The 15,091-nt window shown below is 60.3% G+C and carries 13 protein-coding genes; 11 read left to right on the forward strand and 2 right to left on the reverse strand.

Annotated features, from left to right (window positions below; all coding sequences use genetic code 11):
* Window positions 1-33 precede the first annotated feature (33 nt).
* Entirely contained in the window at window positions 34-1,623 is a 1,590-nt protein-coding gene (locus RBT42_RS08755) for an acyl-CoA ligase (AMP-forming), exosortase A system-associated (RefSeq protein ID WP_320364198.1), read from the reverse strand.
* Between the two features lie 36 nt (window positions 1,624-1,659).
* Here RBT42_RS08755 and RBT42_RS08760 point away from each other — a divergent pair, with 36 nt between their 5' ends.
* The 3 genes from RBT42_RS08760 to RBT42_RS08770 are packed head-to-tail and all read left to right on the forward strand — an operon-like array spanning window position 1,660 to window position 3,629.
* On the forward strand, window positions 1,660-1,914 hold the full coding sequence (locus RBT42_RS08760) for an acyl carrier protein (RefSeq protein ID WP_320364200.1): 255 nt from the start codon (window positions 1,660-1,662) through the stop codon (window positions 1,912-1,914).
* A gap of 2 nt (window positions 1,915-1,916) precedes the next feature.
* On the forward strand, window positions 1,917-2,756 hold the full coding sequence (locus RBT42_RS08765) for a hydrolase 2, exosortase A system-associated (protein ID WP_320364201.1): 840 nt from the start codon (window positions 1,917-1,919) through the stop codon (window positions 2,754-2,756).
* Window positions 2,757-2,780: 24 nt separating this feature from the next.
* On the forward strand, window positions 2,781-3,629 hold the full coding sequence (locus tag RBT42_RS08770; RefSeq protein WP_320364381.1) for a hydrolase 1, exosortase A system-associated: 849 nt from the start codon (window positions 2,781-2,783) through the stop codon (window positions 3,627-3,629).
* A gap of 3 nt (window positions 3,630-3,632) precedes the next feature.
* On the opposite strand, the gene RBT42_RS08775 is transcribed toward RBT42_RS08770, so the two are convergent.
* On the reverse strand, window positions 3,633-4,628 hold the full coding sequence (locus tag RBT42_RS08775; protein WP_320364202.1) for a GNAT family N-acetyltransferase: 996 nt from the start codon (window positions 4,626-4,628) through the stop codon (window positions 3,633-3,635).
* Window positions 4,629-4,818: 190 nt separating this feature from the next.
* On the opposite strand from RBT42_RS08775, the gene RBT42_RS08780 reads away from it, so the two are divergent.
* The 8 genes from RBT42_RS08780 (at window position 4,819) to RBT42_RS08815 (ending at window position 15,089) form a co-directional block, all read left to right on the forward strand.
* Complete coding sequence (locus RBT42_RS08780; protein ID WP_320364204.1) at window positions 4,819-6,801, forward strand: acyltransferase family protein; 1,983 nt, start codon at window positions 4,819-4,821, stop codon at window positions 6,799-6,801.
* A 63-nt stretch (window positions 6,802-6,864) separates the two neighbouring features.
* Window positions 6,865-8,352: a hypothetical protein gene (locus RBT42_RS08785; RefSeq protein WP_320364206.1), complete on the forward strand. Its 1,488-nt coding sequence runs from the start codon at window positions 6,865-6,867 to the stop codon at window positions 8,350-8,352.
* A gap of 2 nt (window positions 8,353-8,354) precedes the next feature.
* Window positions 8,355-9,707, forward strand: coding sequence for a hypothetical protein (locus RBT42_RS08790; RefSeq protein ID WP_320364208.1), 1,353 nt, complete (start codon window positions 8,355-8,357; stop codon window positions 9,705-9,707).
* 111 nt (window positions 9,708-9,818) lie between these two features.
* Window positions 9,819-11,306: a lipopolysaccharide biosynthesis protein gene (locus RBT42_RS08795; RefSeq protein WP_320364210.1), complete on the forward strand. Its 1,488-nt coding sequence runs from the start codon at window positions 9,819-9,821 to the stop codon at window positions 11,304-11,306.
* On the forward strand, window positions 11,303-12,178 hold the full coding sequence (locus tag RBT42_RS08800; protein ID WP_320364212.1) for a glycosyltransferase family 2 protein: 876 nt from the start codon (window positions 11,303-11,305) through the stop codon (window positions 12,176-12,178). Before RBT42_RS08795 ends, RBT42_RS08800 begins: the two co-directional genes overlap by 4 nt.
* Complete coding sequence (locus RBT42_RS08805; protein WP_320364214.1) at window positions 12,172-13,125, forward strand: glycosyltransferase family 2 protein; 954 nt, start codon at window positions 12,172-12,174, stop codon at window positions 13,123-13,125. Before RBT42_RS08800 ends, RBT42_RS08805 begins: the two co-directional genes overlap by 7 nt.
* Complete coding sequence (locus RBT42_RS08810) at window positions 13,122-14,099, forward strand: glycosyltransferase family 2 protein (RefSeq protein WP_320364217.1); 978 nt, start codon at window positions 13,122-13,124, stop codon at window positions 14,097-14,099. The genes RBT42_RS08805 and RBT42_RS08810 overlap by 4 nt, the downstream gene beginning before the upstream one ends.
* Before the next feature lie 9 nt (window positions 14,100-14,108).
* On the forward strand, window positions 14,109-15,089 hold the full coding sequence (locus RBT42_RS08815; protein WP_320364220.1) for a glycosyltransferase family A protein: 981 nt from the start codon (window positions 14,109-14,111) through the stop codon (window positions 15,087-15,089).
* Window positions 15,090-15,091 lie beyond the last annotated feature (2 nt).

The raw sequence follows: 15,091 nt of genomic DNA on the forward strand, positions 1-15,091 counted from the left end.
ACGCCGCCTACGAACAACTGCCCCTCGGACACTTCAAAGCCGCGCATCGTCTCTCCAGCGTTGACGGTCAAACTTGCCATTCGGGTTGCGAGGTAAGGGCGAGGCCACCCACAGCACCTCCCTCGGCACCATGTAAGCGGGCACCTGCTGCCTGAAATGACTCAGTAAAGCAGCAGTCTGTGCACCGTTGTCGTCTGCACCACATTCACCGTGTACCACCAGCCGGATCACACTGCCCAAGGCCTCATCGGCCACCGGCACAGCCACGGCCTCACGGATGCCTGCGTGCGCCATCGCCACCTCTTCCACCTCGGTCGGGCTGACCCGGTAGCCCGACGTCTTGATCATCTCGTCACGGCGGCCCACGAAGTACAGAAAGCCCTCGGCGTCACGGCGTACCGTGTCACCCGAGAACACGACCATCTCCTGCGCCACAGCCACCGGCCTCATCCCGCTCAAGCCAATTGGCAAGGGCTTGAAGCGCTCGGCCGTGGCCTCGGGTCGCTGCCAATAGCCCAGGGCCACCAAGGGGCCACGCTGCACCAACTCGCCCGGCTCATCCACGTCGCACAGGCTGCCATCGTCTCTGAGCACCAGCACCTCGGCGTTGGGAATGGCCTTGCCAATCGAATCGGGCCGACGCAACACCTCTTGTGGCGGCAAGAAGGTCGCGCGAAACGCCTCGGTCAAACCGAACATCAAATACGGCGATGCCGAGGGAGCGCGCGCCTGCATGGCCGACAAGACCGAGCGCGGTAAACGCCCCCCGGTGTTGGCCCAATAACGCAGTCGCTGCACAGCCTCTGGAGGCCAATCGACGGAGCTCAGTTGGGCATACAAAGGCGGCACCGCCGTCAAGCCAGTCACGCGGTAGCGCGCCATCGCGCGCACCACATCCATGGGCAGGAGGTAGTTCAAGAGCACGACCTGCGCCCCCACCAGGAAAGCCGTGGTGAGTTGACTGAAGCCCGCGTCGAAGGACAAAGGCAAAGCCGCCAGCAAGACGTCATCCGCATGGTTGCCCAGGTAAGCGGCCACGCTGCCGGCACCGGCCAGCAGATTGCGGTGCGACAGCATCACACCCTTGGGCAGACCGGTACTGCCCGAGGTGTAGAAGATCGCTGCCAGATCGGTTTCCAGGGCCCGGCCGGTCGCCTCGTCATCGGCGACCTGATGGGTGGTGCACGCGGTGTCGGCCGAGGTATGCGCCACATGCCGCAGAGCAGGACAGCATTCGCGCAAGGCCGCCCAGCTTGACTGACGATGGGCCGGGCCGATCAGAACTGCCACACCACAGTCGCTCAAAATATGCTGAACTTGGGCTAGCTTGAGCAAGGGATTGACGGGCACCAGCACCCCCTGAACCCGGCTCACCGCAAACATCGCCGCCACCGTTTCGGGGTGTTTGTCGGCCACCACGGCCACCCGTTCACCAGCTTTCAAACCCCAAGCGCGCAAGCCCTGCGCCCAGGACGCAATGCGGGCCTGCAGGGCAGCATATTCCCAGCGGGTATCTCCGGATGCCAGCGCCACCTGCGCAGGCCAGCATTGAGCGGCACGCGCCGGCAAATCATGCAGCAAAACCGGAGGAAGCCCCCCCCTGAAATCGGGCGCCAAAGTCATGAATTGATGTTACGGCAGAAACTCTAGAATGCAGGCATGGATCTCTTGAAACACGTACTCAGGGTGCTCGACGAAGCCTTGCATTTGCAGGGTCAGGCATTGGCCTTTGATGTCAATACCCCCTTATTGGGGAGTTTGCCGGAATTGGATTCCATGGCGGCCGTGGCCCTGATCACCGGTTTGGAAAATCATTTTGGTGTCACATTTGACGAGGCCGATCTGAATGCGGACACCTTTGCCACGGTCGGCAGTTTGTGCCGCCTGGTTCAGGCTTATGTGAGTCCACCCTGAACATGGCCGACCTGCCCGACGCCTTCTTCCTGCCCACGCGCAACGGATCGCTGTTTTGCCTGTACCACGCCCCTCAGGGGCCTGTGCGGCGCGGGCAGGTGCTGCACCTGCATCCGTTTGCAGAAGAGCTCAACACCTGCCGGCGCATCAGCGCGCAGTTCGCGCGGGCGCTGGCTTCGGCCGGCTTCGCCGTGTTGCAGTTCGATATGTTCGGATGCGGCGACAGCGAAGGCGATTTTGGCGACGCAACCTGGACCACCTGGCTGAGCAATGCCCACGAGGCCCTGGCTGAACTGCACCGACGCGCAGGCGAACCCACCGAAGCGGCCCCTTTGTGGCAGTGGGGCGTGCGCAGCGGTTGCTTGCTGTCAGCCGACCTGCTCAAAGGCATGGGGGCGCCTTGCCACATGCTGTGGTGGCAGCCGGTGGTGAGTGGGCAACAGGTGTTGCAGCAGTGGCTGCGCCTGGATGCGGCCAAAGAGTGGTTGAGCAAAGACAAGGAGCGCCCCGAAGCCACCCTGCCCCTGAGTGAACAACTCAAACGTGGACAAGATGTGCATGTGGGCGGCTATCGCATCTCGCCCGAACTGGCACACGAACTGAACGCGCTGCACTTGACGCCCCCCAGTCCGCAATCAGCCCAACACGGCAAGCTCGTGAGCATGGACATCTCTACATCGTCCTCCACGCCGCCCCCCGGCATCACGCGCCAGACGCAGCTCTGGCAAGGTCAAGGCTGGCAAGTACATCTGCAGAGTGTGACTTGCGGCACCTTCTGGCAACAGCTGAGCAACACCGACCCTTCGGACCTGATCGACGCCAGCATGGCGTGCGTTCAATGAATGCGATCCATGCCAGCAACCGAAATGCCCCCCCTCAACGAAACCCCGGTTCAGATCCTGACCGAGGACTCCGCGGCCTGGGGCATCGTGTCTGCGCCTCAGGGCTCAGCCTTTGAGGCAGGCGTCATCATCGTCACAGGGGGCCTGCAATACCGTGCCGGCGCCCACCGTCAGTCCGTGCTGCTCGCCCGTCAACTCGCCTCAGCGGGCTTCACCACCTTGAGGTTTGATCTGGCAGGCCTCGGCGACGCAATCGGCACTGCCCATGATTTTGAGAACCTGGGGGCACAACTCACCGCAGCGATCAATGCCCTGATCGCGCAGAATGCCGGCGTGAAACGCGTGGTGCTCTGGGGCTTGTGCGATGGAGCCTCTGCAGCCCTGCTGCACTGGCGCACCACCACCGACCTGCGCATCGTCGGGCTCTGCCTGGTCAACCCGTGGGCGCGCTCCGACACAGGACTCGCGCGCACGCACATCAAACACTACTACGGTCACCGACTGACCGAGTGGTCGTTCTGGCGCAAACTCCTGACCGGCGGCGTGGGGCCCAGCGCCATTGGGCAATTGATGAGCAACCTGAAGACCAGCCTCCGCCGGCAGGACACCTCGCAGAGCTTCCAACAAAAAATGGCGACGGCTTGGCACAACTTCGCCGCCCCCATCCTGCTGTTGATCAGTGAACGAGACCTGACGGGGCAGGAATTCATGGATCACGCCCGCACCGACAAGGCCTGGCAGGGCTGCTTGCAGATGCCCAACGTGCAGCAACACATCATGCCGGGTGCCGACCACACCTGCTCCACCCAAGGCGGACATGAGCTGCTGGGGCAGCTCACCCTGCAATGGCTGCTGAGCCGGTTCAGAAACTGAGACTCACAGAGTGGCCTCACGGGCCACACACCGTCGGTAGAGCTTGCCCGCATGATGGCGCGCCCAGGCCAGCACACCGCGTGGGCGGGATGTGTCGAAAGCGATCAGCCCCACACGCTCGCGTCGATGCGACATCCAGTCCTTCTTGTAGTTGTCATCGCCGGTAAGGTAGTCGACCTCCCGCACCCCGTCCACATCCATCACGTGCTGCATGAGCGCTGCCGTCAACACGGAACCCACCGAGAAGCGCTCGAACCCTGATTGGTAGGCCAACTTGAAAATGTGCGCCTTGCCTGCGGTGACGACCCAGACTTGGGCGGCGACGGCCTCACCATCCAGCCATAGCAGCCCAAGGCGCAAGCTTCCCTGATCAGCAGCCATACGAATCAAGCCGGGCATGAAGGCCGGATTGGGCTCTGGTTCCTTCCAGCTTTGTGCATACACACGCTGGTAGGCGGCGATGCCCTGCTCCAGCGCCGGCGACGGGGCCCTGACGATGTCGATGCGCCACATGTGCGACCGGTCGAGTCTGCGCCGGGCACGCTCGACCGTGTTGCGCAACTGTGCGGGGCGCTGCCGCCAATAGGCCTCAAAGCCTCCAGGTTCGGTAGGCAGGTACCAGTTGCCGAAGCAGAAAAACCGGTCAACGCTGTACCCACAGGCGTGCAGGCCCGCTTGCATGCCGCGCATGAACACGCCTTCGACATCCAGAGGTTGCAGACGGATCACACTGGCACCCGGCAAACGCCTGATGCGCCCCGCCAACTCGCACCAATCAGCTTGCTCCGTGACACCATCAATCCATGTCGGGCCAAAAAGACTACTGTAATAGTTGCTCACCCCCAGCAGAGGCCCTTTGGCGTCCCACCTCATCAAATGCAGCCGCCCGACCGGCTCGCCCCCCCCGGCACGATACATCTCCATGACATGAAGCGCCTCGGGCGGTCTGGAGAGGCCGCGAAGCTGCAAATTCTCAAACCAAGCTGGAGTGTCAAACACTTGTTGGGTTTACCGTGGATATGGACGGATTGTGCAGCAGAGTGTGCTTGCCTATTTCAGCGGGGCAAGCGGCCTTATCTGACCGCCCCCCACCAGAGGGGGGTGCCTCCCCCCTCGAAAACCCCCTACAGTGAGGGAGAATGGTGCTGATAGAGCTCATTGAGGATGGGCACGCAATTCAGGCATCCGCATGCAACCCACAAACGGTTTCAGACTTGACATCAACGGACTGCGCGCTTGGGCCGTTCTTGCCGTCATCCTGTACCACTTCGAAATACCGGGCTTCGACGGTGGATTTGTGGGTGTCGATGTGTTTTTCGTCATCTCTGGCTTCCTGATGACGAGCATTATTCAGAGAGGCCTGCAAAAAGGCTCATTCAATTTTATTGATTTTTTGACAGCAAGAGCGCGTCGCATCATTCCCGCCTTGCTGGTTTTATGCGCCGTTTTGCTGACACTCGGATGGTTCACCCTTCCACCGACCGACTACAAGTCCCTGGCCAGCCATGCGGTCTACAGCCTCATATTCTCATCCAATATAGAGTACTGGCTTAGCGCGGGATATTTCGACACAACCTCTCATGAAAAGTGGCTTCTGCACACATGGTCGCTTTCGGTGGAGTGGCAGTTTTACCTGATCCTGCCATGCATCATGTGGGCATCGTGGAAGATTCGCCCATCAATGCCATTTCAAGAATGGACACTGAGTATTTTCATACTCATTTCCTTCTTGGCCGCATTGATCCTGAGCCCTCGCGACCCGGCCGCATCATTTTACCTGCTGCACACACGTGCATGGGAGTTAATGGCCGGCGGGATTTTATCCTACGTCAGCCTGAATCATATATCTAACGCGCTCAAGAAAATCCTGACCCTCACGGGTCTGGCTTTGATCTCCGGATCCATTTTGTTTTTTTCACCAGAGACAACGTGGCCGCATTGGGAAACACTTGTGCCAGTGGTCGGCGCCATGCTGGTCATTGCCAGCGACCAGTCAACAGCGCTCACGCATCACCGCTTGGTCCAGTGGGTTGGTGAACGCTCATATTCTTTGTATCTTTGGCATTGGCCCGCCTATGTCGTCTTGGTCACGCTGGAATGGCGACACCATCCGTGGGCCATTCCCTCCGGTCTGATGGCATCCGCCATACTGGCCACGCTGTCCTATCGTTTCGTCGAGCTGCCTAGCAGGAAGTTCCTGACCGACCGCAGTGTCAGGTCCAATCTGCTTCACATTTCTACTGCGACGATGTGCGTCAGCCTGATGGGCGTCATGGTATGGAAAGCGCAAGGCGCTCCCGGGCGGCTGCCTGCCGCAGCGCTGGCGATCATGGCAGAGCAGCAAAAGGAAGCAATCCGCGCCGAAGAGTGCCAAGGCACGTCTGGTGTGGTATCACCGATGTGTGAATTCGGTCAGTCCCCAGCGAAAATCCTGGTCATAGGAGACTCCCACGTCCAACCCTTGATGTCTGCCGCAACCAAAGCACTGCCAGACTTGACTTGGGTTGCCATCAGTTATGTCGGCTGCCCCTTGATAAAGGGCCTCAAGTCAAACACGTACGCCGTTCTGAAGCGGCCCCCTGACTACAACTGTGAGGCCCATAACCAGTGGGTTCACAGCACAGTCTCCAAGCTGCCATCGCATTACCCTGTTCTGCTCGTGGGACGGTACGCCATCCAGGCACTGGGGTTGAATGAGTCAGGACGGCACAAAGACGCGCCTCTTGGCTATATCACTCAGCCGAGCCTACAGGCCACGCCAGAATCCATACATGAAATGGCGAACGCCCTGACCCACACAGCCTGCGAGTTGGCCCGCCACCGTAAAGTCTTCATGCTCCGACCCATCCCGGAAATGCACGCAGATGTCCCAGAGACGGCCATACGCCGCATGATGTTCGGTGCGCCATTTGACATACAGACATCCCTGACTGAGTACATGGCACGTAACGAGTGGGTCTGGCGCGCCCAGCAGGAAGCCCAAGAAAAATGTAATGTTGTGATTCTGGACGCAACCCCAGATTTTTGCCCGAATGGACAATGCCAAGGAATGGTCAAAGGCCTTCCCATTTATCGAGATACCAATCATCTCAGCGAACACGGGAATCAACTGCTCATTCCTACCCTGCAGCGCATTGCCAGCCACCTCCACCGACCGGGCATGCCCCACTGACCCCCAATGCCGAGCACACACACAAAACGCAGGCGCATGCCCAAAGCCTGGTTGACCTTGGCCATGTTGCTGGTTCTGCTGGGGATCAGCGCACTCATTCTGATGCGTGAGTCCAAGACCGGATATTCCGTATGGGAAGAGCTCAACTATCGCACCCCTGGCGAATTGATCCGGTACACGCTTGAGCGCCTGGAGGGGCATCCAACGCTGGAGAATGTGGCAAACCCCATCCTTCATGCAGCACAACGGCGGATCGAGCGACCGGAAGTGACCCCTCGCTCGCTCATTGACACCCTGGGCAAAGGGCAACAGGCTCAAGCTTTGCCTCGGCAGATGTACGACGGTAGCGGCCACCCTCTACCTCTTGATGCTGCCAGCCTCCGTCTTCACAAGCAGGCTCAGACAGTGACACCTGCGACTGGCGAAACGCATTGGGTGCGTGATGCAGCGGAATTGAAGGCTGCGGCGGCACGCGCACGCGCTGGTGATGTGATCCTTCTCACGCCGGGCCGCTACCTGTTGAGTGGCTGGTTGCAACCCAAGAACGACGGCACGGCAGAGCATCCAATCATTGCCCGAGCAGAGACACCGGGAACTGTCGTCATCGAAATCAACTCCGGCGCGATTCACCAAGACCGCGCTCACTGGATTTACGAGAACCTGGTCCTCGAAGGTCACTGCGGCGGAAGAGATGTGCCATGTGAGCATGCATTCCACGTCGTAGGTGGGGCACACGACGTGGTCATCCGCAACAACCTCATTCGCAACTTCGCGGCGCACATCAAGGTGAACGGCGAACACGGTCAGTTTCCAGACAGTGGCCTACTGCAGTTCAACACGCTGACCAACGACAACGTCTATGGGCATGGCTCTTTGACGCCATTTGACCTGGTCGGCGCCAGCCACTGGATCGTCTCCGACAATCATGTCAGCCACTTTGTCAAGGAATGGGGCAAGAATGCATCCTATGGCGTGTTCATGAAAGGTGGCGGCGAAGGTGGTCGCATCGAACGCAACGTTCTGATCTGCACCACCGATGGGGATATTTCGCACTTCGGCTCGCGCGTTGGCATCTCCCTTGGAGGCGGGCTGACCGAGAAACCCTTCTGCCCGGACAAGGAGTGCATTTATGAGCACAGGGGAGGTGTCGTCATCAACAACGTGGTCATGAACTGCAATGATTTCGGCATCGATAACAACCGCTCGATCAGGTCCCTGATTGCCCACAACACCGTGATCAACACCTACGGCATCGGTGTGCGCGGCATCCCATCTGATGCGGAGGTCTATGGCAATGCGGTCGACGGCGCCATCAATGCACGTCGCGGCGGCACGCTGGTCAGCAGCCGCAATCTTCGTCACGGTGTGCCAGAGCGTTTGCAAGACCCTTATCGCCTTGATTTCACCTGGCGTCACACGCCGGACCTGATACCCACACACCCGCTGGTCCATGATGACTTCTGCGGGGTGCCGCGCGCCGCCCAATCTTTGCCCGGCGCATTTGGCGGTCCCGACGCCTGTAGCGTCCCCGCGCCCGCGAGACATCAGTAAACATGAACCCGCTACTTCATCGACTTTTCATCACGGCATCCGTGCCGCAGCGCATTGCCCTCTTTCGCCTGATGCAGTCCAGGACCGGCTGGACTCCAGAGCAGATTCGCGCCTTTCAGGAGCAACACCTTCGGGAGATCATCGGATACTGCTGGCAGCACGTCCCGTTTTATAAAGATCACTGGCGCGGTGCGATTGACGACCCCAGAGAGATTCAAACCATCGAGGATCTACGGAAGCTTCCCATCCTCACCAAAGATCACGTGCGTGAGCACCTGAGCACCTTGGTCACAACCGATGCCCGGGTAAAGAGCACCGAAGCGCGCACAGGCGGCAGCACGGGACGTCCCATCATTTTCCGGATGACCTATCGCGATGAGCAGCTGGCATGGGCTCATATGTACATGGGCTGGTCTTGGGCGGGCTATCGCGTGGGAGACCCGTTCCTGATCGTGGGCGGCGAGTCCGTCGGCATTGGCTTGGGTGACAAGCGCACGCTGGCAGACAAGGTCATGAATCGTTGGGTGACCAGCGGCTCGAACCTGACGCTGGAGCGCACTCGCGCGCTGACTCAACAGCCCCACTTTCATCAGATCCGGCTCATCTACGGCTACCCGAACTCCATCAAGGAGTTGTGTGAATACCTGGTTCAGCTGAACATTCGGCCCCGGTCGCTCCGGGGCGTGGTCTGCACGGCCGAGGTCATGCTGCCCGAGGTAAGGCAACGCATCCAGGAGGTGCTGGGTGTCAAGGTGCTGGACCAGTATGGCCTCAACGATGGGGGACTGCACGCCTGCGAAGGGCCTGAGCAAGATGGACTGCATCTGTCCTTCCACCGTGGGATTCTCGAAATTCTGGATGACGCTGATCAGCAGATTCGCACTTTGAAAACCAGCGGTCGCGCGGTGGCAACCTTGTTCTCCAACCCGGCCATGCCCTTCATCCGCTATGAAACGGGTGACCGGGTGCATTGGCACAGCTTCGAGCCATCACCGTCGGGCGTGCACTGGCCACGCATTGGCCCGGTGGATGGCCGCACGGGTGACGTGCTGCATTTCCCCAGCGGGCGCAAGGTGCCAATGCCCGGGCTGACCCTGGTGATGCGCTGGCTGGACGGCGTCAGCAGCTATCAGTTCATCCAGTCCGCGGCCGATGTGATCGTCGTGAGGCTGGAGCGCGGCCCGTCCTTCACCCTGAGCGAAGACGATGTGCGCCACTTTCTCAACGAGAAAATCGGCGCCGAAGTCACCTGGCAGATTGAATGGGGCAAGCCCGAACTCACCCAGAACGGCAAGCTGCTGATCATTCGCAATGACTGGCTGAAGCGTCAATCCCAACCAAACGAAGCCCTTTGAGATGTACCGCCCCTTCGTTGTTCTCAAGCGCCCTGCCGCATCCGTGAGCATGCCGTGCCTGCCTCCCCTGTCACGCTCGAATAGGTTGATGGCCGACAGAAGGCGAACGCCATGAGCGCTCCGCCCCCCGCTGTCGTCAAGGACGCCAAGGCATCCCTGATCAAGGGTGCCCTGTGGTCACTGGGCATGCGCTGGTCCATCAAGATGATCGGACTGCTCAGCACATTCATCATGGCGCGCTTTCTGGCGCCTCAAGACTATGGGGTCGTGGCGCTGGCTTTTCTGGTCGTGGGTCTGGTCGAGGCCTTCCTCAACGCGGGCTGCAACGAGGCATTGGTGCGCATTGGCAACCCCAACCACGCTCAGATCAACTCGGCCTGGACCTTGCGTGCGCTCCAGGGTCTGCTGATGGCCATCGCGCTATCGGCACTCGCACCCTTTGCCGCGCAGTACTTCCACGAACCCAGGGTGCAAAACGTTCTGTGGATCGTCGCGGCAGGGATGGCCTTCATGGGATTCTCCAATATCGGCATGGCCCTCGCCTACCGCGACTTGCAGTTCGGGGTCGAATACCGCTCGGCCGTCACGACCAAGCTAGTATCGGCACTGGTGACGCTGGCCTCGGCCTTGTTTTTTGGTGACTATCGCGCCTTGGTCGCCGGCATCATGGCTGGATATGTGTGTGAGTTCATCTTGAGCTACCGACTCCACCCCTATCGACCACGCTGGCGCACCTCTCACATTCCTGAAATATGGGCAATCTCAAAGTGGCTGCTGACCGCCGGGATTGGCAACTTTGTGCTCCGGCGCACCGACCAGATTGTTGCGGGACGCGTCGGCACCACCCGGGAGTACGGGCTTTACACCGTGGGGGCCGACATTGGTCAGCTCCCGACAGGGGAACTCGGTCCGACCCTGACGCGTCCACTCTTCCCGATCCTGACGTCCATGAAGGATGATCTGGAGCGCGCAAAGAGTGCCACCTTGCGTACGCTATCCACGGTGAACGCCGTCACCATTCCGCTGGGTTTTGGTCTGGCAGCCGTAAGCCATGAGGCCACACTCGTCCTTTTGGGTCAGCAATGGCGGGAGGCTGCACCGTTTGTGGCCGGCTTCGCCATGATTGGCGTCGTGCAGTATCTGACTGGGCCGCTCAGCACCCTGATGAATGTCGTGGGCCACGTGAAGGTGCACAGCAAGGTGATCTGGTTGGAGTTCGTCGCCTTTGCGCTGCTCGCTGCGGCATTGACACCTGAGTACAAGCTGATGGGCCTGGTCGCCGCTCGACTGCTCAGCGGTCTCCTCCATGCACTCATGGTGATCGTGACCACAAAAAAATACCTTGCCCTGCCTATGCGTGCAGCGCTATCGACCTACGTGCGCCCTGTCATTGGCAGCGTCGCCATGTACTTCATGCTGATGTCATTCAGCGTAAGCAGCATCGCGGCCATTGACCTGATGGTCAAGGTTGTCATCGGCGGCATCTTTTATGTGGGCTGGATGCTGTCCACCTGGACGTTGACTGGCAAACCGGATGGCCTCGAAACCATGGCCACCGCCCTGCTCTCCCACGTCTTGGGCAAGTGGAGGACACAATGAACACCTACGGTTTCATGCTGGTCAAGAACGAGGCGGACATCATCGGCCAAACCCTGGAGTCGTTGTGTCGCTTCGGAGGATTCACACACATCTTTGTCTTCGATAACGGCTCAAGCGACGACACCTTGGCCATTGCCCGCGGCTTCATCGGCCCAGACCTGAGCGTTGAATCCCTGCCCACGCCGTTCAGCGACAACCTGAAGTTTGAAACGGTGTACCGGCATCGCCACCTGATGCAAGACGGCGACTGGTTTGCCATCCTGGATGCCGACGAGGTTTATGCCGAGGCGCTTCAGCCTGTTCTGGACGCCGCCGTCCGCGAAGGCGCCAACTACGTCGAGTGCAAGTCAGCGCAGTTCTACTTTACCGACGCCGAGGAAAGCTACGGCTTCGACCCCGCCAAACCAGCCATCGCACAGCGCCGGCATTACCTGGTCAACTACGGCGAGCCTCGCGTGTTCCGCTATGCATCGAACACGACACTCACGGCTGACGCCATCAAACAGCGCGCCCCCGGTCTGATCAAAGCATCGCGCCAGTTCTTGATTCACCATTTCCAGTTTCGGTCTGATCAGCAGACCCAAAAGCGCATCGACATCCGCAGGCAGAACAACGCGCACTCAAACAACTGGGGACACATCAACTCCGACCAATGGCGAGATTACCTGGTGCCGCATCAGCACCTGCACCGCTACGACGGAGAGATTCGCCATGGTCTGCCAGCCGGCGCGGACCTCTACAAGATCAAGGACAACGCTGCGTACACCATGGCCAACCTGAAATGGTTGCAGCGACATGCCTATCTGACTCCCGCTCAGCAAGGCTTCATGTCTGCCGGCCTGTTCAAAAGGATCATTCACAAGATATGGTGAACACACAGCGCAAACGGGTCTGCATCAGCATCCTGAACTGGAACAATGCGCCGGAAACGATGGAATGCATCCAGTCTCTTGGCACGTTCGCTGACATCGACGCCGAGGTCATCGTGCTGGACAACGGCTCAAGCGATGACTCGGTCGAGGTTCTGTCACGCACCGCCGGCATCACCTTGATGACGTCAGATGTGAACCTGGGCTTTGCCGGGGGGCACAACCTCGTGATGCGCCACGCCCTTCAGCACGATTTTGACTACGTCTGGCTGTTGAACAATGACGCGTGTGTCGATCCCGGCTGCCTGCCTCGCCTGCTGGCGGCCATGGAGTCGGACCCCAGCATCGGTGCAGCCAGCCCCGTGATCCGGGACAAGGCCGCACCTCATCAGGTGCAGCACGCCCTGAGCCTGCTCAATGACACCGGCACCGGGGTGCTCGAGTACCCCGATCTCGACCGGGCAGCCGTCATGCAACAGAACCATCCGGACAGGATCATTCTGTGGGGCACTGCGCTGCTGCTCAAACGCAGCACCATCGCGCAGGTGGGTCTTCTGGACGACAAGCTCTTCGCCTATTCTGAAGACACCGATTACTCCTTGCGCTGCATCCGCCACAAGCTGAAGAATCATGTCGTGCTGGAGGCGAGCATTCGGCACGACGCGCCGCCGCATCCCCGCAAGCCTCATTACTACTACTACACGCAGCGCAATGCCATCCTGATGTGGCGAAAGTACGTTGGCCTGGCTCAACTGGCTCGCGTGATTCGCTGGAACGCCAAGCTCGCGCATGACCAACTGCAAGGTCTGCAAGGCAACCCTGCCGCGCAGACAGCCATCAAGCTGGGCATCTGGGATGGGCTGACAGGCCAAGGCGGCGCTTTCCGACCCCAGCGGGCGCTGCGCCCTCACCAGCATTTGGTGATTCAAACCTTGTTGACGCTCGCATGACCAAAGTACTGATCAGCATCCTGAACTGGAAAGCCGCCGACAAGACGCTGGACTGCGTGCAATCGGTACGACGCTCCATCCTGCCGGACACGCTGCAATGTGACATCCGCGTGGTCGACAACGGCTCCGGGTCTGCGCAGGTCGACATCTTGAAAGCGGGCCTCCCGCCTGACGTGGCCTTGATCGTGAATCCGGAAAACACCGGCTTCACCGGTGGGCAGAACCTCAACATTGGCCATGCCCTGAACCACGGCTACGACTACGTTTTTCTGCTCAACAACGACACCGTGGTGGACCCCAGGGCCATTGCCAAAGTCATACATGAGATGAGTAGCGATCCCCGCTGCGGTGCTGCATCACCCGTGATTGCCCGCCTGGGCAACCGCGACATCGTCGACTTCTGCGGCGCCATTCATGAGTGGCGCAACATCGACACACTGCGACCGGCCTCCTTGGCCGAGGCGCCCCGTTTCCTGACAGATCACGCCGATCAGGTCTGGGCTGTGGGCACCGCCTTGATGCTCAAGGTCACCGCGCTGCGTGAGGTGGGCGTACTGGATGAGCGCATGTTCGCCTACTACGAAGACGACGACATGGGCGCGCGGCTCATCGCGGGCGGATGGCACACGCGCATCGTCTTGAGTGCGGTCGTGGAACACGCCTGTTTCGACGGGGACATGTACCAGCGTCAACCGTACTTCTTCTACCTGATGACGCGAAATGCGATCTTCTTTGCCCTCAAACATGTGCCGCGTGGCTACCGGAAGGGGCTACGACTTCGCTACATCGACCGCTCTCTGGTGATGGCGGAGAAGCTCTTTGCCCAAGGACAAGCAGACAAGGCTCGTGCATGCATGCTGGGCCTGGCCGATGGCCTGGCCGGACGTGGCGGCGCCCCGGTGCTGGACCGGCCCGTTCCGCTGTGGGTGCGTGCGCTGAGGCCGCTCAGTCGCGCGTGGAACGCACGTCGCTGAGGGAACACCATGCTCGTATCTGTGGTTGTCGCCACCCGTAACCGGCCGGAGCTGCTCCGTTCAACGCTGCTCGCCCTGAAGGCGCAAACGCATCAGGCGCTGGAGGTGGTCGTGCTGGATGACGGCTCCTCATCGGCCACGCGTGCGCAGTACGCCCAGTTGTGGCGGGAGCTCGATGATCGCTTCCTCCTGGTGGTCCAAGGGCAGGATGGGCAACGTGGCCAGGGGCCTTCGGCCTCGCGCAACCAGGCCATTCAGGCGACGCACGGCGAGCTCGTGGCATTTTGCGATGACGACGACCTCTGGATTGACGCCGAGCATCTGAGTCGCGCCGTGGGCGCCTTTGGGGCACACGCCGACTTGGATCTGTATATCAGCAACCAGCGCGCCGTCTATCCCGACGGCTCCGTGTGTGAAGACTGGCTACCCCCGTTGACCAAGCAGTGGGCCGCCATGCCCGCGCTCACCACAGACTGCCACCGCGTCAGCCTTGCACAGCTGAGCCAATGCGGGGGCTTTGCACACCTCAACATGCTGGTGTTGCGCCGCAAGCTCCTGCTGGACGCGGGCGGATTCTGGGAAGGCGTCAACTACGAAGAAGACCGGGACCTGTTCTGGCGATGCGTGGACCGCGCCCGTGGGTTGGCTTACACCCCGAAGGTGACCGCGCAGCACCATGTTCCCGACCGTGCCAAACAGAACAACGTGTCCATGACCGTGCCCCCCACCGATCGGTGGTTGATGGCAGCCATGGTCTGCCGTCACATTGCCATGTCGGTGTCCAGCCCTTACATTGTCAAACTGTGCCTGCGGCATGAGGGCGACCTGCTGCGTCACCTCTCTGAGCACAGCAGTCAGCAGGGGCGTTATCCCACCGCGAGACGTCTGGCGTGGCAGGCTCTGGGAGCGAAGTTCACCTGGAAATGGGCGCTTTATTGTGTCTGGTTGCAAGCAAGGTCCCTGATGTCCCTCTCCCTCCCGTCCCGGTAAAC

It is taken from the genome of Aquabacterium sp. (assembly GCF_034003525.1).
Taxonomy (GTDB): Bacteria; Pseudomonadota; Gammaproteobacteria; order Burkholderiales; family Burkholderiaceae_C; genus Aquabacterium.